Source organism: Rhizobium sp. CCGE 510 (assembly GCF_000292525.1).
Classification (GTDB): domain Bacteria; phylum Pseudomonadota; class Alphaproteobacteria; order Rhizobiales; family Rhizobiaceae; genus Rhizobium.
The window spans coordinates 99,036-116,531 of record NZ_AEYF01000045.1 but is presented as its reverse complement, the minus strand read 5'-3'; the positions used below and the strand labels follow the sequence as shown (position 1 = coordinate 116,531).

At 63.4% G+C, this 17,496-nt stretch carries 18 protein-coding genes; 12 read left to right on the top strand and 6 right to left on the bottom strand.

Annotated elements, in window-relative coordinates; all coding sequences use genetic code 11:
- Positions 1–23: 23 nt before the first annotated feature.
- Entirely contained in the window at positions 24–1,076 is a 1,053-nt protein-coding gene (locus RCCGE510_RS24635; protein WP_007634440.1) for an iron ABC transporter permease, read from the top strand.
- The gene (locus RCCGE510_RS24630; RefSeq protein WP_007634439.1) at positions 1,073–1,861 is read left to right on the top strand and encodes an ABC transporter ATP-binding protein; all 789 of its coding nucleotides are present in this window, start codon (positions 1,073–1,075) and stop codon (positions 1,859–1,861) included. Before RCCGE510_RS24635 ends, RCCGE510_RS24630 begins: the two co-directional genes overlap by 4 nt.
- An 18-nt stretch (positions 1,862–1,879) precedes the next feature.
- On the opposite strand, the gene RCCGE510_RS24625 is transcribed toward RCCGE510_RS24630, so the two are convergent.
- Entirely contained in the window at positions 1,880–2,314 is a 435-nt protein-coding gene (locus tag RCCGE510_RS24625; RefSeq protein WP_007634438.1) for a helix-turn-helix domain-containing protein, read from the bottom strand.
- Positions 2,315–2,512: 198 nt separating this feature from the next.
- Here RCCGE510_RS24625 and RCCGE510_RS24620 point away from each other — a divergent pair, with 198 nt between their 5' ends.
- The 3 genes from RCCGE510_RS24620 (at position 2,513) to RCCGE510_RS24610 (ending at position 5,152) form a co-directional block, all read left to right on the top strand.
- Positions 2,513–4,324: a chloride channel protein gene (locus RCCGE510_RS24620; RefSeq protein WP_007634437.1), complete on the top strand. Its 1,812-nt coding sequence runs from the start codon at positions 2,513–2,515 to the stop codon at positions 4,322–4,324.
- Positions 4,325–4,466: 142 nt separating this feature from the next.
- Positions 4,467–4,733, top strand: a complete 267-nt coding sequence (locus RCCGE510_RS24615; RefSeq protein WP_007634436.1) for a type II toxin-antitoxin system Phd/YefM family antitoxin — start codon at positions 4,467–4,469, stop codon at positions 4,731–4,733.
- Complete coding sequence (locus tag RCCGE510_RS24610; protein ID WP_007634435.1) at positions 4,730–5,152, top strand: type II toxin-antitoxin system VapC family toxin; 423 nt, start codon at positions 4,730–4,732, stop codon at positions 5,150–5,152. Before RCCGE510_RS24615 ends, RCCGE510_RS24610 begins: the two co-directional genes overlap by 4 nt.
- A 25-nt stretch (positions 5,153–5,177) precedes the next feature.
- On the opposite strand, the gene RCCGE510_RS24605 is transcribed toward RCCGE510_RS24610, so the two are convergent.
- The 4 genes from RCCGE510_RS24605 to RCCGE510_RS24590 are packed head-to-tail and all read right to left on the bottom strand — an operon-like array spanning position 5,178 to position 9,195.
- Positions 5,178–5,948, bottom strand: a complete 771-nt coding sequence (locus tag RCCGE510_RS24605) for an ABC transporter ATP-binding protein (RefSeq protein ID WP_007634434.1) — start codon at positions 5,946–5,948, stop codon at positions 5,178–5,180.
- Between the two features lie 9 nt (positions 5,949–5,957).
- Positions 5,958–6,941 carry an ABC transporter substrate-binding protein gene (locus RCCGE510_RS24600; RefSeq protein WP_007634433.1) on the bottom strand — a complete coding sequence of 328 codons (984 nt, stop codon included), beginning with the start codon at positions 6,939–6,941 and terminating at the stop codon, positions 5,958–5,960.
- A 39-nt stretch (positions 6,942–6,980) separates the two neighbouring features.
- Complete coding sequence (locus RCCGE510_RS24595) at positions 6,981–7,832, bottom strand: ABC transporter permease (protein WP_037079643.1); 852 nt, start codon at positions 7,830–7,832, stop codon at positions 6,981–6,983.
- A 10-nt stretch (positions 7,833–7,842) separates the two neighbouring features.
- The gene (locus RCCGE510_RS24590; RefSeq protein ID WP_007634431.1) at positions 7,843–9,195 is read right to left on the bottom strand and encodes an LLM class flavin-dependent oxidoreductase; all 1,353 of its coding nucleotides are present in this window, start codon (positions 9,193–9,195) and stop codon (positions 7,843–7,845) included.
- A gap of 320 nt (positions 9,196–9,515) precedes the next feature.
- Between RCCGE510_RS24590 and RCCGE510_RS24585 the strand changes: the two genes are divergently transcribed.
- The gene (locus RCCGE510_RS24585) at positions 9,516–9,713 is read left to right on the top strand and encodes a hypothetical protein (RefSeq protein WP_007634429.1); all 198 of its coding nucleotides are present in this window, start codon (positions 9,516–9,518) and stop codon (positions 9,711–9,713) included.
- Positions 9,714–9,722: 9 nt separating this feature from the next.
- On the opposite strand, the gene RCCGE510_RS24580 is transcribed toward RCCGE510_RS24585, so the two are convergent.
- Complete coding sequence (locus RCCGE510_RS24580) at positions 9,723–10,508, bottom strand: IclR family transcriptional regulator (protein ID WP_007634427.1); 786 nt, start codon at positions 10,506–10,508, stop codon at positions 9,723–9,725.
- A gap of 231 nt (positions 10,509–10,739) precedes the next feature.
- Between RCCGE510_RS24580 and RCCGE510_RS24575 the strand changes: the two genes are divergently transcribed.
- From RCCGE510_RS24575 to RCCGE510_RS24550, 6 genes are read left to right on the top strand one after another with little or no spacing between them, the layout of a single operon-like run.
- Positions 10,740–11,807, top strand: coding sequence for an ABC transporter substrate-binding protein (locus RCCGE510_RS24575; RefSeq protein ID WP_007634425.1), 1,068 nt, complete (start codon positions 10,740–10,742; stop codon positions 11,805–11,807).
- Positions 11,808–11,828: 21 nt separating this feature from the next.
- A complete protein-coding gene (locus tag RCCGE510_RS24570) occupies positions 11,829–13,343 on the top strand; it encodes a sugar ABC transporter ATP-binding protein (RefSeq protein ID WP_007634422.1) in 1,515 nt (504 codons plus the stop codon).
- Positions 13,340–14,302, top strand: a complete 963-nt coding sequence (locus RCCGE510_RS24565) for an ABC transporter permease (protein ID WP_007634420.1) — start codon at positions 13,340–13,342, stop codon at positions 14,300–14,302. The genes RCCGE510_RS24570 and RCCGE510_RS24565 overlap by 4 nt, the downstream gene beginning before the upstream one ends.
- The gene (locus RCCGE510_RS24560) at positions 14,299–15,240 is read left to right on the top strand and encodes an ABC transporter permease (RefSeq protein ID WP_007634418.1); all 942 of its coding nucleotides are present in this window, start codon (positions 14,299–14,301) and stop codon (positions 15,238–15,240) included. Before RCCGE510_RS24565 ends, RCCGE510_RS24560 begins: the two co-directional genes overlap by 4 nt.
- Positions 15,237–16,193, top strand: a complete 957-nt coding sequence (locus RCCGE510_RS24555; RefSeq protein ID WP_007634416.1) for an amidohydrolase family protein — start codon at positions 15,237–15,239, stop codon at positions 16,191–16,193. The genes RCCGE510_RS24560 and RCCGE510_RS24555 overlap by 4 nt, the downstream gene beginning before the upstream one ends.
- Entirely contained in the window at positions 16,186–17,496 is a 1,311-nt protein-coding gene (locus RCCGE510_RS24550; RefSeq protein WP_007634414.1) for an alanine racemase, read from the top strand. The genes RCCGE510_RS24555 and RCCGE510_RS24550 overlap by 8 nt, the downstream gene beginning before the upstream one ends.

Sequence of the window (17,496 nt, the reverse complement as noted above, 5' to 3'; positions counted from 1 at the left end):
TTCCCGTCGAGACAGGTTTTCCGATGACAGTGACCGCCCGCAATGCCGAAGCGATCGGCGCGCACCGGCTGCGTGAGCGCAGGCGCTGGCGCAGCCTGATGATTTTCGTGCTTCTGACGGCGGTATGCCTGGTTCTCGATATCGCCACAGGCCCCTCGCTGCTGTCGCCGGCGGAAGTGATGCGGTCGCTCACGGGGCTTGGCGAGCGCGCAGCCATGACGGATTCCATCGTTCGGGGCCTGCGCCTGCCCATGGCGCTGATGGCGCTTGCCGTCGGCGCGGCGCTGGGGGCTGGAGGCGCGCAGATGCAGACGCTTCTCAACAATCCGATGGCGAGCCCCTATACGCTCGGCATGGCGGCTGCGGCGGGCTTCGGGGCAGCGCTCGTTCTGGCGCTCGGCGGTTTCGGCCTCAATGCGATGATCGCCGTGCCGCTCGGTGCTTTCGTCTTCTCCATGCTGGCGGCGCTCTTTCTCTTCACGCTGGCTTCGATGCGCCGCATGACGACGGACACCATCATTCTCGGCGGGATCGCCCTTCTGTTCCTGTTCCAGTCGCTTCTGTCGCTCATCCAGTTCCTCTCCTCGCCGGAACTGTCCCAGCAGATATTGTTCTGGCTGTTCGGCAGCCTGACGAAAGCAACCTGGCCGACGCTTGGTCTGACGGCCACCGTGACGCTGGTTTGTTGCGCCATGCTGATGGCGGATTCCTGGAAGCTGGCAGCCTTGCGCATGGGCGAGATGCGGGCCGCAAGCCTCGGCGTCAATGTCCGGCTGTTGCGCATGAAGGTCCTCGTCATCGTTGCGATCATGACGGCGACCGCCACAAGTTTCGTCGGCGTGATCGGCTTCATCGGTCTCGTCGCCCCGCACATTGCCCGCATGACGGTGGGCGAGGATCAGCGCTTCTTTCTGCCGATGTCGGTTGTGAGCGGTGCGCTGATGCTGTCGGCGGCCTCGGTCGTGTCGAAGTCGATCATTCCCGGTGCGCTGTTTCCGGTCGGTATCGTCACCGCCATCGTCGGCGTGCCGTTCCTGCTATGGCTGATCTTTGCGCCGAAGAGGTCCGGTGCATGATCCGCCTCGAAAACATTGCTATCGAGCGCGGCGGGCAGAGAATAGTGTCCGGTATCGACACCTGCCTGGAGGCCGGCAAGATCCACGCCGTCATCGGCCCGAACGGCACCGGCAAGACCACGCTTCTGCGGGCGCTCTTCGGCGACTTGCCGCTCGCCGAGGGCAGGCTGACGCTTGGCCGCGACAGCCTTGCGGCCGGGCGGACGGGTGCGCGGGCGCTGAAGTCATGGCGTGAGAGCTTCGCCTATATGCCCCAGGACACCGCCACGGATATTGCGCTGACGGTTCTCGAAGTCGTGGTTCTCGGACGGCTTGGCCAGCTCTCGCTGTACATCGACGACGAGACGCTCGAGATGGCGATGACTCGCCTTTCGCAGGCCGGTATCGCTCATCTCGCCGGGCGCGACATCGCTTCGTTGAGCGGCGGGCAAAGGCAGATGGCGCTGTTTGCGCAGGTGCTGATGCGCGCGCCGAAAGTCATGCTGCTGGACGAACCCGTCAGCGCCCTGGATCTGAAGCACCAGATTGCCCTGCTCGACCTGGTGCGCCGCGAAACGCGCGCCAATGGATGGGTGACGATGGTTGTGCTGCACGATCTCAACCTTGCCTGCCAATATGCCGACAACCTGCTGGTGATCGCTGAGGGAACGATGAAGGCGAGCGGTCACCCGCAATCGATCGTCACACCGTCGCTGATAGCGCAGACCTATGGCGTGGATGTCGAAGTTTTGCGCGATCGCCGCGGCCAGCCCGTCATTCAGCCGCTGATCGCCGACAATCTGTGAGCCCCGCTGCGGCCGCGTTTATTCCGCTTTCGGCGCCGTCCTCTGGAGTTCGAGGAGAAGCTTGATCAGCTTCGGCGCCATTTCCCTTATTTCCGAGAGGTGAGCGGCGCTCAGTCTAGTCAGAAGCGCGTCGGCCTTCTCGGTCAGGCGGATCGTCTGGCGGCGCCTGTCGGCCGGATCGGCATGGCGTTCGACCAGTCCGGCATCTGAAAGCCGCCCGATAAGCTCGGTCGCCGTATGCGGCGCGATGATCAGCCGCTCGGCAAGCATGCCGACGGTCATGGCATCGCCGCGTTGGCCCTTGATCGCCAGCAGCGCCTGATGCTGCTGCGGGGGCAGCCCTTCCACCTGGGCAGCAGAGGCGCTGAAATCCATGAATTGCCGAAGCGCGAATCTGAGATCGGCGAGCGCCTCGTAATCCTCCTGTCTCAGCGTCGGCACGGTTTTCTTCAAACGTATTCTCCTTTGCCGCAACGGCTGCCAAGGTGAGGAGCCGTTCCGCCATCTCGAATAGAGGGGCATCCGACAGCCGGTCAAGTGAGGCATCTTTACAGACATTCTCACCTTCATGCTTCACCCATTGATTTATATCGTATCACGATATATTGACGCGCCTCAAGCGTATCCATTTCCGGCGTAGCAGAGGCTTCCATGGCGCAGCATCAACAAAGCAACCGGCCGCACGATTTCACGGGCGGTCTTTCCCGGCGCGAGGCCGGCGATTTCACCACCGACAGGCGGGTGCTCCTCCTGATCGGCATGTCCATCATCATCGGCACGGCAGGCGCATTTGCGGCCTGGTGTCTCGTCAGCCTCATCGCGCTGGTGACCAATGTCATCTGGTTCGGGCAGATTGGCATTCAGCCTAACTCTCTGGCTTCAGTGCCGCGCTCGTTGTGGGTGGTACTAATACCGCCGCTCGGCGGACTGGTCATCGGCCTGATGGCCCGCTTCGGGTCGGAGAAGATCCGTGGCCACGGCATTCCAGAGGCGATCGAGGCTATTTTGATCGGCGGCAGCCGGATGTCGCCGAAGGTCGCGGTCCTGAAGCCGTTGTCGTCGGCAATCTCCATCGGAACGGGCGGCCCGTTCGGCGCCGAGGGGCCGATCATCATGACCGGCGGGGCGATCGGATCGCTTTTCGCGCAGTTCTTTCACATGAGCGCGGCGGAGCGGAAGACGCTGCTCGTCGCCGGTGCCGCCGCGGGCATGACGGCGATCTTCGGCTCGCCGATCGCCGCGGTCATGCTGGCGGTAGAACTCTTATTGTTCGAATGGAAGCCGCGCAGCTTCATTCCCGTCGCCGTTGCCGCCTGCGTGTCGATCTGCTGGCGCCCGCTGCTTTTCGGCACTGGCGCGCTGTTTCCGATCCATTTCCAGGTGGATTTGCCCTGGTGGGGGATTTTCGCTTGTGCGGCGATGGGCATCATATCGGGGCTGCAGTCGGGATTGCTGACGACGCTGCTCTACCGGATCGAGGACCTGTTCGAGGCACTGCCGATCCACTGGATGTGGTGGCCGATGCTTGGCGGTCTCGTCATCGGCCTCGGCGGCCTGATCGAACCGCGGGCCATGGGCGTCGGCTACGATATTATCGATGGCCTGCTCAACAACCGACTGCTCGCACCGGCGGTGATGTCGATCCTGCTGGTGAAGACCGTCATCTGGCTGTTTGCCCTATCTTCGGGCACTTCGGGTGGCGTGCTCGCGCCGCTTCTAATCTTCGGCGGCGCTCTTGGCTGGCTAGTCGGCCTTGTCATGCCGGGCAATGATCCCGGCTTCTGGGCACTGCTCGGAATGGCGGCGATGATGGGTGGAACCATGCGCGCACCGCTGACCGGAACCTTCTTCGCAATGGAGATCACCGGCGATGTTGGGACGCTTGTTCCGCTGCTCGCCGCAACGGTGGTGGCCTATGCCGTCACGGTCCTTCTGCTGCGCCGTTCGATCCTCACCGAGAAGATCGCGCGCCGCGGGCAGCACATTACCCGCGAATATGGCGTCGACCCGTTCGAACTGTCCCGGGCACGGGAGATCATGATCGGCGATGTCGACACGCTTCCGGTCACCATGACGATCGGGGAAGCCTGCGATTTCTTCGCCTCTCAGGAGAAAACCCATCGGATCTACCCGGTGGTCGACGCGGAAGGCAGATTGGCGGGCATCGTCTCGCGCGCCGATGCCCTGCTCTGGCAGGGGAAGACGGATCTGGCCCTCCAGACGCTTGCCGAAAACATCACGGACGATTCCGTTCCCGTCGGGCATCCGGATGATACCGTTGCCTTTATCGCCGACCTGATGCTGTCGACGGGCGATGGGCGCATTCCGATCGTCGATCCCACTTCTGGCAAGCTGTGCGGTTTGATCGCCCGCAAGGATCTGCTGCGGCTGAGAAGTTCCTTGAGGTCGGCGGAACTGGATCGGCGGCCTTATCTTACCGCTGGGGTGAGGAGCAAGCCTTGATCGCCGCCTCTGGTTTTTCAGCACAATTCGGGGCCGAGGGTTTTCAGCCCCGTCAGTTGAACCGGTGACCCGTCAGCGTCACTTGTCACTTACCGGTCTCGGCTATATAGTCACGATAGTCATTCTGGTCAGGAATTGAGCGATGCACCCATCACGGCAAGACGATGAAAGCTGGACCGTTGCCAGTGCAAAGGCGAAACTTTCCGAGGTCATCGAACGCGCGCAATCCGCGCCTCAGACAATTACACGAAACGGCAAGCCGAGCGTCGTCGTTGTATCTGCCGAGGAATGGCAAAGAAAGACCACGCGCAAGGGGACGCTTGCAGAATTTCTGATGGAATCGCCGCTGCGCGGCGCCGATCTTGACCTCGAGCGTCGACGCGACGAACCGGATGATCCGGCGCTGTGAGGCTTCTGCTGGACACCAACCTTCTGTCCGAGGTGACGAAGCCGAAGCCTGATGCGCGCGTCTTGCAATGGCTGGACAGGCTGGACGAGGATCGCTCCTTCATCAGTATCATCTCGGTCGCAGAGATCCGGCGCGGTGTTGCCCTGATGGACGAGGGACGAAAACGCGACGCGCTGGCGGAATGGCTGGCCCGGGACCTGACGCAACGCTTCGAGCACCGCATCATCCCGGTGGATGAACCGGTTGCGCTCGCCTGGGGGGACCTCATGGGCCATGCAAAGCGGAGCGGTCGTGGCCTGTCGTCGATGGATGGCCTGATCGCTGCCACCGCGGTTGCTCACGATCTCACCCTCGCGACGCGCAACACGAAGGATTTCGGCGGCTTGGGGATCGAACTGATCGATCCCTGGATCCTATAGTCCTGGCGAGGCTGCCGCGCAGCCGTCAATGCAATCCGAACAGATTTAGCAGCTCTTCGCGGTGGCGAACGAATTCCGGGGCGCTGCGGTCGCGCGGACGGGGCAGATCGATTTCGATCAGGCGTGGCTCGCCGCCTTTCTCCCGCGGCAGGATCAGGATCCGATCGGCCAGGTAAATCGCCTCCTCGAGATCGTGGGTGACGAGGATGGTGGTGACGTCCTCATCGCGCCAGATCCGGGCGAGCTCCTGCTGCATGCCGATCTTGGTCATCGCGTCGAGCGCGCCGAGCGGTTCGTCGAGCAGGAGGATCTCGGGCTGGACGGCAAGCGCCCGGGCGATGCCGACGCGCTGCGCCATGCCTCCGGAGAGTTGCCGGGGATAGGCGGCCTCGAATTGCTGCAAGCCGACGAGCTTGACATAGTGGCGTGCCCGCTCCCTCGCCTGCTGACGGGTGAGACCACTTGTTTCCAGCCCGAAGGCGACATTGTCGAGCACATCAAGCCAGGGAAGAAGGCGCGGTTCCTGGAAGATGACGGCGCGCTCTGTGCCGACGCCCCGCACCACCTCGCCGTCGACGAGCACTTCTCCGGTGTCGGCATCCTCAAGACCGGCCAGGACCCTGAGCAGGGTCGTCTTGCCCGACCCGCTGGCACCGACGATGGCGAGGCTTTCGCCGGAGCGAATGTGGAGATTGATATCCCTGAGAACCTGCAGCGGCGTGCCGTTCAACGTGTAGGATTTGGAGAGGCGACGGATCGTCACCTCACCGCGGCGAATATCTTGGGCGAGGCTCATCACGCTTCCTCAGTTGCTGGCAGGCTTGGCATCGGGTGTGAAAATGATGTCCTTGGCCGCCAGCTGGTCTTGCTTCAGCTTGCCTTCGCGGACCAGAACGTCGATCCAGAACTGGATGTCGCGTTCGACCGGCAGACCGCCGGCGCGCACGCCATAGCCGCGGAAATATTGGGCGATATCAGCATTCTCGCCACGCTCGCCGAGCGCCTTGGCCAGGATCTTCTTGGTTTCCTCCGGATGCTCGCGGGCAAAGTCGAGGGCGCGAGCCGACTGCTCGACGAAAATCTTTGCGGCCTCCGGATGCTGGTGAATGAAATCGCGGCGCAGGACGACGAAACCGCCGGCAATGTCGCCGAGCACGTCGGTATCGTCGAAAACCGCCCGCAGACCGCCATTCTTCAGCGCTACCCCCTCAAAGGTCGTCTGCCAGTAGCCGAAGGCGGCAATATCGACCTGCTTGGAGCGCAGCACCTGTTCGAGCTGCGGCCCGGGAACGACGATCTGATTGGCGGAATCGCTCGGCAGGCCGACGGAATGCAGGGCCTCGCGGATGGTATAGTCGAGATGCGCGCCGAGCGTGTTGACCGCAATGCTCTTGCCGGCAATGTCCTTGATGCTTTTGATCGGGCTGTCCTCGAGCACGTAGAAGGTCGACTGCACCTCGTCGTTGATGCCGTTCGACGGATAGGCGGCGACGAAGTCGTTGCCGCCGATGATCGAATTCAGCACCGCGGAGGTAGCCGCACTGCCGATCTCGACGTCACCCGATGCGAGCGCGATGAGCGAGGCCGGGCCGCCCTGGGCATAGCCGACATTCTCCAGCGTGATGCCCGTGTCTTTGAAATAACCGAGCGCGTCGGCGAGTTCATGAGCAGCAAGGCCACCCTGGCTGGCGAGGTAGCGCAGCTTCACCGTATCGGTGGCTGCGGCGGGCGTGGCAAGGCCGAGCGCGATGACGGCCGGCAGGAGAAGATTGCGGGGATGAAATGTCATGACGGGTGCCTTTCGGAAGAGGAAATCGGTGGAAGCAGGTCAGCGGCTCGGTTGAGACCAGCGGCAGAGGCGGCGCTGCAGCAGAACGAGCAAGGCATTGGCCGCAAGCCCGAGAAAGGCGAGCAGCAGGATCGCCGCAAACATCAGCGGGATCTGAAAATTGTACTGGGCATTCATCACCTGGAAGCCGATGCCCTTGTTGGCGCCGATCATTTCGGCGGCAATCAACAGCAGAAGCGCGGTCGTCGCCGAGAGACGCAGGCCGACGAAGATTGCAGGGACGGACGCCGGCAGAATGACGCGACGGAAGATGGTCAGCGATCCAGCGCCATAGGTCCGCGCCATCTCGATAAGCTTCTGGTCCACCTCCTTGACGCCGCCGATCGTGGCGAGCAGCACCGGAAACAGGGTGGCCCAGAAGATCACAAAGATCTTGGAGGTTTCGCCGAGGCCGAGCAGCAGGATGAAGATCGGGTAGAGCGCCAGCGCCGAGGTCTGGCGGAAGAGCTGCAGGATCGGATCGAGCGCCTGCTCGACTGCACGAACCTGGCCCATGAACAGGCCGAGCGGAATGCCGATCACGACGGCAAAGGCGAAGGCGGTTCCGGCTCGCTGCAGGCTGATGGCGATGTCATCCAGCAGTGCGCCGTTGGCGAGATTGGTCCAAAGAGCGGACAGGATCACGTTCAAGGGCGGGAAGATGGCCGGATTGACCCAGCCTTCGGTGCTCGACACCTGCCAGAGCGCGAGGAAGGCGAGGAGCAGGCCATAACGCGGCAAAAACGATGCGAGCACCCTGCGCACATGGGAACCGAGAGCGGAAATAGGGCTTTCGCTGCTTTTCAGGCGGCCGAAGCTTCTCGGGAGAGTCTGGTTGATTTCATAGGCCATGGTCAGCTCCTCACTCTGCTGCCTGGAGAGCTGCATGTCCTGCAGCCCATCGATTGGCGGGGAAAGGCAGTCCGAGATTTTCCCGGAGCGTCTTGCCTTCATAGGCGGTGCGGAACAGACCGCGGCGCTGCAGTTCCGGGATGACCAGATCGACGAAGTCGTCGAGCGCCGTCGGCAGCCAGGGCGGCAGAATGTTGAAGCCGTCGGCTGCCTCGTTTTCGAACCATTGCTGCAGCGTATCGGCGATCTTCTCCGGCGTTCCGACGATGGTGTAGTGACCACGGGCCGATGCGATCCACTGATAGAGCTGGCGGATGGTGAAGTTGTTTTCGTCGGCGATCTGGCGGATGAGGGCTTGGCGGCTCTTCATGCCTTCGGTCGGCGGCGCTGGCGGCAGCGGCCCGTCGAGATCATAACCATGCAGGTCGAGCGTTCCGCCGGTCAGGCCGTTGAGGAGGCCGATTCCATCCTCTTCGACAATCAGCGAGGTCAGACGGTCGTACTTCTCGCGTGCTTCCGCTTCGGTCCTGCCGACGAAAGCGGAGACGCCGGGCATGACGAGGATGTGATCGGGATTGCGACCGAGGCCGCGGGCGCGTGCCTTGATATCGCGGTAGAATTCCTGGGCGGTTTCGATGTGCTGATGGGCGGTAAAGATGACTTCCGCCGTTGCCGCGGCAAGGCCGCGCCCGTCGTCGGACTGGCCGGCTTGCACGATAACCGGATGTCCCTGCGGCGAACGCGAGATGTTGAGCGGGCCGCGCACGCTGAAATGCTCGCCGCGGTGGTCGGTGTCGTGCAGCTTCGTCGGATCGAAGAACACGCCGGTCTCCTTGTCGCGGATGAAGGCGTCGTCCTCGAAGCTTTCCCAGAGTTTGCGGACAACGTCGACATGCTCGGCAGCACGTTTATATCGATCGGCATGCGGAAGCTGGGTGTCGCGGTTGAAGTTCTGTGCCGTGAGGTCGCCTGTCGTGGTCACGACATTCCAGCCGGCGCGGCCCTCGGAAATCAGATCCAGCGAAGCGAATTTGCGCGCCGTCGTGTATGGCTCTTCGTAGGTGGTCGAGGATGTCGCGATGAAGCCGAGATGGGTGGTGAAAGGCGCGAGCGCCGAGAACAATGTCACTGGTTCGAAGCCGGCGACGCGGGCGTTGCCGCCTTCGCGGGCGCCCCCGAATCCGACAGCCAGTCCGTCGGCGAGGAAATATGCATCGAAGAGGCCGCGCTCAGCTGTCAAAGCGAGCTGCTTGTGAAATTCGAAACTGGTCGCGCCGTCAGCCGGCTGGTCGGGATGCCGCCATGACGCCACATGCTGTCCGCCACCGGGAAGAAATGCCCCAAGCCTGATTTTCCGTGTCATTTCGCGCCTCTCCGTTTGCCGTCAACAGCAGGTTCGCTCCAGGGCCGATCTGGCTGTCGGACGCTAAGATACGTTCTCCATAAATTTTATAGAGAAACTTAATTCCGTAGATTCGGGAGAAAAGTGAATAGATTTTCGGGATCGGCTGGAAACTCGAAATTCAATGGCCGGGACGGCGAACGCGGACTGGCGGGACCGCGGAGGGGGCATCCTCGCCATGCCGTATTGCCGTCGAACATTGCTGGTGTCGAAACCGCCAGCCGTTCTGAAACCAACCGCGGCTTTTCACGTTCATTGCGGGAATACGCGGGAGATGACAGATGAGGCTGGTGCCATTCCACTACGCGGGGCCAAACGACCCCCTCGTCTTCATCAATCCCGAACACGTCGTTGCCGTGCGGCCTTTTCCCAGCAGCACGCATATTTATGTCTGCGTGCTGCAGAAAGACGGCGGACCAAGTTATTACCCGGTTAGGGAGACGATCGATGATGTCGTGAAGCGACTAACTGGTTCATGAGTTCCAGCATCAGCCCCGCTTTGGCCGGGAAGGGGCGTGCTCCAGGCCGGTGGCGGCCTTCTTCAGGCAGTCGAGGTAGCGGTCGCGGTTCGCGATGCCGTCGTCACGTGGCGTCACCAGGCAGAGAGTTGCGGCAGCATGACCTTCCTCGCCGCGCACCGGGACGGCAAAACAGTGCGTGAAGCTGTCGACGATGCTGTTGAAGGTGAAAAGACCTTCTCGCTCGGCCTGGCGTACCTCGGCGATGAATGTCTGGGGTTCGAGCCATTCCCCGCCAGGCAGGCGAAAATCCTGCGGCGGAATGAAGTTCAGGATTTCCTCATTCGACAGATGCGCAACGAGCAGACGGCCCGACGCCGTCCATGGAATCGGCACCGATTGGCCGACATCCGTCGAAATACGAAATGGCCGCGCGCCTTCGCGCATGCGCACCACCGTGTACCTGTTTCCATCCAGCATGCAGAACTGCGCCGTCTCCCGGGTTTCGTCGGCAAGCTGTTCCAGCGTCGCCTCGCATTCGCGGGTGAAATCGAAATGGTTCTCATAGGCGGCGCCGAGGAAATAGAGCTTGCGGCCGAGATAGACCCTCCCCTCGCCGCCGGTGAATTCGAGAATGCCGTTACTGAGCAGCAGGTTGACCAACTCGTAGACCGATGAGCGCGGCGCGCCGATCTGCGCGGCGATTTCGTTCGGCTTCAAGGCCTGCCGTTTCTGGCGCAGAAAATCGAGGATCTCGAAGGCGCGGTCGAGCCCACGGGCGCGTTTACCGGCTGCTTCGTCCCGAACTGCATCCATTGCTGTCATCCCTGTTTATCGGCCCGCTTTTATCAGGCCCAAGCTTTTCAAGCCGTCCGCCGTATCTGTCAATTCATGCCGTCATTCAATCGCGAATGAAATTTTCCTTCCCCCCTTGCGGGGTGAAAAATTCGGCATAAGATCGCGTCGTCCGGTATACAGATCACATGTACGATATATTGGACGTAGATGGCGAGCCGTCAAGGCTGCCGCACAAAAAAGGGGATCGACATGAAGAATTTTGAAAACAGCATTTCCGCACCGCTGCGCCGCCGCCTTCTCGCAGGCGCTGCGGCCGCAGCCGCCCTCCTCGTCTTTTCCGGCACGGCCTCGGCCGCTGCCAATTGCATCAAGGGTGACCGGAAGGCGCCCTATACGATCGGCTGGGCGAACATCTACTCGGTGCCGACCTGGATGAAACAGACCGAAGGCACCATCACGGCAGAGGTGGAGGAACTGAAGAAGGCAGGCCTCGTCAAGAACCTGATGATCACCGACGCGCAGGGCAATGCCCAGACGCAGATCCAGCATATCCAGTCGATGATCGACGCCAATGTCGACGCCATCGTCGTCATCGCCGGCTCCTCCAATGCGCTCGACCGCGTCATATCGGATGCCTGCGACAAGGGTATCGCCATCGTCAACTTCGACAGCCTGGTCAATACCGACAAGGTAACCGCCAAGATCAATACCGACTCCAGTGAATGGGGCGCGACCGCAGCCAAGTGGATGGTCAGCCAGCTCGGCGGCAAGGGCAATATCATCATCATGAACGGCCCGGCCGGCATTTCGGTGAGCGACGACCGCCGCAAGGGCGCCCAGCCGGTGCTCGATGCCAACCCGGGTCTTAAGGTAATCACCGAGACAAATACGGAATATAACGTCGCGCCGGCACAGGAAGCGATGACCAGCCTGCTCTTCGCCAATCCGGAAATCGATGGCGTGCTGTCGCTCGGTGGCGCGCTGTCGGCCGGCTCGGTCCTCGCTTTCGAGCGCCAGGGCCGCGATCAGGTGCCGACGACAGGCGAAAACGCCAGGCAGTTCCTGGAACTCTGGAAGGAAAAGGGCCTGAAGGGCTGGGCGACCATGCAGCCGAACTGGCTTGGCGCGCTTTCCGTCTACACCGCGGTGCAGGCGCTGCAAGGCAAGGACGTGCCGGCTTTCGTCAAGGTGCCGCTGCCTGTCATCGACGACAGCACGATCGGGGGCTACCTCGCACGGGCCGACAAGTTCCCAGCTGACGGCTATATCTACTCGGATTATGACCAGGCGCTCTTCGACAAGCTGCTTGCCAAGTAATCCTGAGCCGAGGAAACCGTCATGACGGAAGAAAGACCCCTGCTGGAAGCCCGGCAGGTGTTCAAGGGATTTTTCGGCAATCCCGTTTTGAAGGGCGTCGACATCGCCCTTGTGCCGGGCAGGGTTCACGCCCTGCTCGGTGAAAACGGCGCCGGCAAGTCGACGTTGATCAACCTTCTGTCCGGCTCCCTCCAGCCGGATAGCGGGTCCATCCTCGTCGGCGGCGGGCCGGTCGGGCGCTTCAGCCCAGCGGCGGCGCGCGCGGCTGGCATTGCCGTCGTTCAGCAGGAGCTGAGCCTGACGGCCAGCCTGTCGATTGCCGAAAACATCGGGACCGGCGCCTTTCCGCGCCGGTTCGGTCTGATCGATTACGCAGCGCTGCATCGCGGCGTGCAGGAAGTCTGCGACATGGTCGGGCTCACCGAGCCGCTCGACATGCCGGTTGCCGACCTGGCACTTGGCCGCCGCCAGATGGTGGAGATCGCCAAGGCGCTGTTCCGCAAGCCGCGTGTGCTTATCCTGGACGAACCGACCTCATCGCTTTCCGCGCACGAAGCCGGCATCCTTGCCAGGCTGATCGAGACGCTCAAAGGCCGCGGCACCGCACTTCTCTATATTTCCCACCGCCTCAACGAGGTGCAGGCGCTCTGCTCGCATGTCACCGTGCTGAAGGATGGCGGCGTCACGGCGGACCAGTCGCTGTCCGGCATCGACGGCGAGGGCCTGGTGCGCCTGATGGTCGGCCGCGAGACCGGCGACCTGTTTCCGCCGCGCCCAGTCGCGGCACCCGGCGTGGTACGCATCAGCGTCGAAGGTTTTTCCGCCGGCATCGTGCGTGATATCGGTTTTTCCGCCCGCGCCGGCGAGATCGTCGGCATCGGCGGGCTCGTCGGGCAGGGCCAGGAGGATCTGCTGCTCGGCCTCTATGGCGCGATTCCGGCCTCGGCGGCGCGGGCCGAGGTCGCGGGCAAACCCCACCTGCCCGCCCATGTCGGCGCGGCGAATGCGGCCGGCATCGTCTACGTCCCGGCCGACCGCAAGCATGAGGGACTGGTGCTGCCGCATTCGATCGCCTCCAATCTCATCCTGCCCTCGCTCGGGCGGCTTACCCGCAATGGGCTGCGCGACCCGAAGGCGGAAAACGGCCTGGTTGCCGATCTCGCGCGCCGGCTGACGATCAAGGGTGATGCGGCTCGGCCAGTGCAGGCGCTTTCCGGCGGCAACCAGCAGAAGGTGGCGCTGGCGAAATGGCTGCCGCTCGATCCGTCCGTACTGCTCCTCAACGATCCGACGCGCGGCGTCGACATCGAGACCAAGCGTGAGATCTACCTGATGCTGCGCGCCTTCGCCGCCGAGGGGCGGCTCGTCATTCTGGCCAGTTCCGATACGCCGGAGCTCGTGCATCTCTGCGACCGCGTCGTGGTTCTGCGCGAGGGGCGCGTCGCGGCGACGCTGTCGAAAGATCGGATCAGCGAAGGAGCGATCGTCGGCGCCGCCATGGGCGTTGCGACCACGACGCAGGGAGAGGCGGCATGAGCACAATTTCGGCATCCCGACTCTACGGCTCGATCCAACTCCGCCGCAACCGCGGTCTCGCCGGCCTCTATCTGGTCGTCGCTGCCTTTCTCATCCTCTATGTGGTGCTCTTTCCCGGCATCCTTTCCATCGGCGGCTTTTCGAAGTTCACGCAGAACTGGTTTCCGCTCGCGCTGGTCACCATGGCGCAGGCGCTGCTGATGCTGAACGGCGGCATCACACTGGCGATCGGGCCGCTCGTCAGCCTTGGCGCGGTGATCGCCGCGACGACGATGGAAGGGGTACTCGGCGTGCCCGGCGGCATCATCGCCGTCGCCGTCGCCGGCCTTTCGATCGGCGCCGTCACCGGCGCCATCGTGACACATCTGAGATTGCCGGCGATCATCGTCACACTGGCCGGCTCCTTCATCATCGGCGGCGTCGCGCTCATCTTGCTGCCGCGGCCGGGTGGCTTCATTCCCGATTGGCTGTCGACGGTGCTGGCCGGTCATACGCCCATTGCCTTCCTGCTGTTGGTCGTCATCCTCATGCTCTGGAAAGCCTTTCTCGCAACGCCGCTCGGCCTCGGCATCTATGCGGCCGGCGACAACCCGGTCGGCGCATTTCGTTCCGGTGTTCCGGTCGAACGGGTGAAGGTCGCAGCCTTCGCGCTATCCGGTCTTCTTGCCGCGTTGACCGGTCTCTTCGTCGCCGCGCAGACCGGGTCGGGTGATCCCGTTATCGGCACGCCCTTTACGCTGAACTCGATTGCCGCCGCCGTGCTGGGCGGCGTCGGTTTCCTCGGCGGCAAGGGCACGATGCGCGGCGCGATCTGCGGCAGCCTGCTGCTCTCGGTGATGATCAACGTAATGTTTTTCCTGGGCTTCCCGCCGGTGGCGCAATATGTCGCGCAAGGCTTGATCATCGTCGGTGCGGTCGCCGTTCCGGAACTTCTTGGGGCTTGGAGGGCAAGGCGATGAACATCATCAGGTCCGCGTTCCGCAATCCACCACTACTGACCGTGCTACTGGTCGCGCTCGTCTGGATCGTTGCAAGCGTCTCGTTGCGTGGTTTCGGCGCCTACGGCCATCTGCGTTATCTGCTGGAGCTCGCCGCGGTGATCGGCATTGTCGCTGCCGGCCAGACGCTCGTCATCCTGATGGGCGGCATCGATCTTTCGGTCGGGGCAGTCATCACCGTCACGGCGATCCTGCTGCCGCTGATTTCGCCCGCCTGGGACCCGACCGGCCTCGCGGGCATCGCCGCGGCCCTTGCCATCGCCACCGGCATCGGCCTGCTGAATGGTGCGGGGGCCGCCTATCTTCGCGTGCCACCGATCATCATGACGCTTGCAATGGCGACCTTCCTGCAGGGGCTGCTCGTCATCGTCGCCGGCGGCAGCGCCGTCACCGTCAGCAATCCGGCGGTCATTCTGCTCGGGCAGGCGCGGCCGCTGGGCATTCCCTCGGGCATCCTGCTGTGGCTCGCCGTCTCGGTCGTGGTGCTGCTGCTCGTCCATCGTATGCCGATCGGCGCACGGTTTCTGGCGCTTGGGGCAAATCCGCTGGCGGCCCGGCTTTCCGGCGTCAGCGTCACCCGCAACACGCTGATCGTTCACACGCTGTCCGGCTTTTTCGCCGGGCTTGCCGGCATTCTCGTGCTCGGCATGAACCGGCAAGGTTATGTCGGCATCGGCGATCCCTATCTGCTGACCTCGATCGCCGCCGTCGTGCTCGGAGGCACCTCCATCCTCGGCGGCCGCGGCACCTATGCCGGGACGATACCGGGGGCGATCCTGCTCGTCACCACGACGGCGCTGATCACCGTCGTCAACGCTTCCCCCGGCTGGCGGTCGATCATGTTCGGCACGCTGATCCTCGCCCTCCTGCTGGTGTCCGGCCGTGAGGCGCGCAGATGACGGAGCGCTACGATGGGCCGGTGATCGACCCGCATCACCATCTTTGGGACCTCAGCCTGCAGCGCCACCCCTGGCTCCAGAAGGCGTGGGAGACCAGCGAGGAGATGGTTTTCGGAAAGCTTGCACCGATCCTGCGCGACTATGGCATCGACGATTATCGCGCCGACGCCGCGCGCCAGAACATCGTTGCGACGGTGCATGTGGAAGCCGGCTGGTCCGATGCGCATCCGCTGGAAGAGAGCCGCTGGCTGGAGGGTCTCGACCGTAGCTCCGCTGTGGCGCACCGTTATATCGCGCGGGTTCCCCTCGACGGGCCGGACGCCGTGCGTCTGCTCGAAGCGGAGGCGGAAAATCCCAACGTCGTCGGTATCCGCGATATTCTGAGCTGGCATCCCGATGCGGCGAAGCGTTTTGCGCCGCGTCCGGATCTCATGGTCGATGCCGCCTGGCGGGCGGGGCTGGCTGAGGTTGCGCGGCTCGGGCTGGTCTTCGACCTGATGCTCTATCCCTGGCAGATGGCGGAGGCGCTGGACCTGGTGCGCGATCTTCCGCAAACGCTTTTCGTGCTCAACCACGGCGGCAGCCCCGCCGACCGATCGGAGGACGGCATGGCGGTTTGGCGCCGCGGCCTGCGAGCGCTCGGCAAAGAGCCGAACGTGCGGTTAAAGATTTCCGACCTCGTCGCCTACGACAATGACTGGACGCTCGAAAGCCTGCGGCCGGTGATCGGGCATTGCCTCGATTGTTTTGGCCCTGAACGTTCGATGTTCGCCAGCGACTTTCCGGTCGCCGGCCTGCACGCCTCATTCGACGAGGTCTATCAGGTTTTCCGCACGGTCGCCGCCGAGCTTTCTTACGATGAGCAGCGAGTTTTGTTCTTTGCCACCGCCAACGACACCTATCGCCTTGGTTTGGCCGATCCGGTCGAGATTGGGAGAGGCCGCCATGTCTGATCTTCATGCCGCGACGGAAAACGTCCTGATCGACGACCGGGTGCGCGGCTTTCCGCCGGGCCATCCGCCGCTTTCACCTGCGGCAGTGGGAATGCAGGGATGGAAGCCCTATGACGGCAGGATGGCCCTGCCGCTGATCTCGCTCGACCGCCGGGCCTTCGCCGGCAATGTCGAACTGATGATGGCCTATGTGAAAAGCCATAGCGCCGACATCGCGCCGCACGCCAAGACCCCGATGTCGACGGCGCTGGCGGACGCGCTTCTTTCGGCAGGCGCCTGGGGCACGACGGTCGCCGACATCCGTCAGGCGGCCGTGCTGCTCAAGGCGGGACAGCGCCGGCTGATCCTCGCCAACGAGATCGGCGGGGCCGCCGCCGCCCGCCGGCTTGCGGCCCTGCTCGGCCATTATCCCGATGCGGAGTTCCATATCTTCGTGGATTCGACAGCGCTCGTCGAGGCGCTTCGCTCCGCCTGGCTGGAACGCGCGGATCTGCCGCCTCTCGGCCTGCTGGTGGAATTCGGCGCCGGCCGCGCCGGTCTCCGCAGCGTTGAAGCCGCGACCGCAATCCTCGATGCGATCCTGGCCGTGGAGACGCACGCCTTCCGGCTGACCGGCATCGCCGCCTATGAGGGCGCAGCCGCGACCGCTAATGCGGACGAGACGATGCTGCGCATCGACGCGCTGATGGCGATGACATCAGATTTCCTGCCAAAGATACGCGCCCGCATCGGCAAGGAGCGGCCGCTTCTCGTCACATCAGGCGGCTCGGTGTTTTTCGACATCGTGGTGGCCCGGCTTTCAGCCGCCGTCGCAGCCGATCCCGCCTGCCGGCTGGTGCTGCGCAGCGGTGCGATCTTCTTCCACGATCACGGCGTCTACGAGCGCGGCCTTGCCGGTCTCGATGCGCGCGGCGGCTTGCGTATCGGCGGCGAGACGGTTTCGGCGGCGGCCGGTTTCCGTCCGGCGCTGCGCGTCTGGGCCGAGGTCCTGTCGCGGCCGGAGCCGCAGCTTGCCATCTCCGGCATGGGCATGCGCGACGTGGCGATGGACCAGGACTTGCCGCGGCCGCTGGGGCTCTATCGCAACGGCGCGCGCCTCACCGATCTCGAAGGCGCGAGAGTTTTCCGTCTCAACGATCAGCACGCCTTCATGATCCTTGCCGATGGCAGTGATGTCGCGGTCGGCGACGTCATCGAGTTCGGCATCTCGCATCCCTGCACCTGCCTTGACCGGCATGCAATCCTCTATGGCCTCGACCCCGACCATTCGGTGACGGCGGCCTATCTGACCAGCTTCGGCTGA

Excerpts from the sequence above, each read along its gene's own strand:
- RCCGE510_RS24635 (WP_007634440.1), top strand. The coding sequence starts at position 24 with ATGACAGTGACCGCCCGCAATGCCGAAGCGATCGGCGCGCACCGGCTG.
- RCCGE510_RS24630 (WP_007634439.1), top strand. The coding sequence starts at position 1,073 with ATGATCCGCCTCGAAAACATTGCTATCGAGCGCGGCGGGCAGAGAATA.
- RCCGE510_RS24620 (WP_007634437.1), top strand. The coding sequence starts at position 2,513 with ATGGCGCAGCATCAACAAAGCAACCGGCCGCACGATTTCACGGGCGGT.
- RCCGE510_RS24615 (WP_007634436.1), top strand. The coding sequence starts at position 4,467 with ATGCACCCATCACGGCAAGACGATGAAAGCTGGACCGTTGCCAGTGCA.
- RCCGE510_RS24605 (WP_007634434.1), bottom strand. The coding sequence starts at position 5,948 with ATGAGCCTCGCCCAAGATATTCGCCGCGGTGAGGTGACGATCCGTCGC.
- RCCGE510_RS24600 (WP_007634433.1), bottom strand. The coding sequence starts at position 6,941 with ATGACATTTCATCCCCGCAATCTTCTCCTGCCGGCCGTCATCGCGCTC.
- RCCGE510_RS24595 (WP_037079643.1), bottom strand. The coding sequence starts at position 7,832 with ATGGCCTATGAAATCAACCAGACTCTCCCGAGAAGCTTCGGCCGCCTG.
- RCCGE510_RS24590 (WP_007634431.1), bottom strand. The coding sequence starts at position 9,195 with ATGACACGGAAAATCAGGCTTGGGGCATTTCTTCCCGGTGGCGGACAG.
- RCCGE510_RS24585 (WP_007634429.1), top strand. The coding sequence starts at position 9,516 with ATGAGGCTGGTGCCATTCCACTACGCGGGGCCAAACGACCCCCTCGTC.
- RCCGE510_RS24580 (WP_007634427.1), bottom strand. The coding sequence starts at position 10,508 with ATGGATGCAGTTCGGGACGAAGCAGCCGGTAAACGCGCCCGTGGGCTC.
- RCCGE510_RS24575 (WP_007634425.1), top strand. The coding sequence starts at position 10,740 with ATGAAGAATTTTGAAAACAGCATTTCCGCACCGCTGCGCCGCCGCCTT.
- RCCGE510_RS24570 (WP_007634422.1), top strand. The coding sequence starts at position 11,829 with ATGACGGAAGAAAGACCCCTGCTGGAAGCCCGGCAGGTGTTCAAGGGA.
- RCCGE510_RS24565 (WP_007634420.1), top strand. The coding sequence starts at position 13,340 with ATGAGCACAATTTCGGCATCCCGACTCTACGGCTCGATCCAACTCCGC.
- RCCGE510_RS24560 (WP_007634418.1), top strand. The coding sequence starts at position 14,299 with ATGAACATCATCAGGTCCGCGTTCCGCAATCCACCACTACTGACCGTG.
- RCCGE510_RS24555 (WP_007634416.1), top strand. The coding sequence starts at position 15,237 with ATGACGGAGCGCTACGATGGGCCGGTGATCGACCCGCATCACCATCTT.
- RCCGE510_RS24550 (WP_007634414.1), top strand. The coding sequence starts at position 16,186 with ATGTCTGATCTTCATGCCGCGACGGAAAACGTCCTGATCGACGACCGG.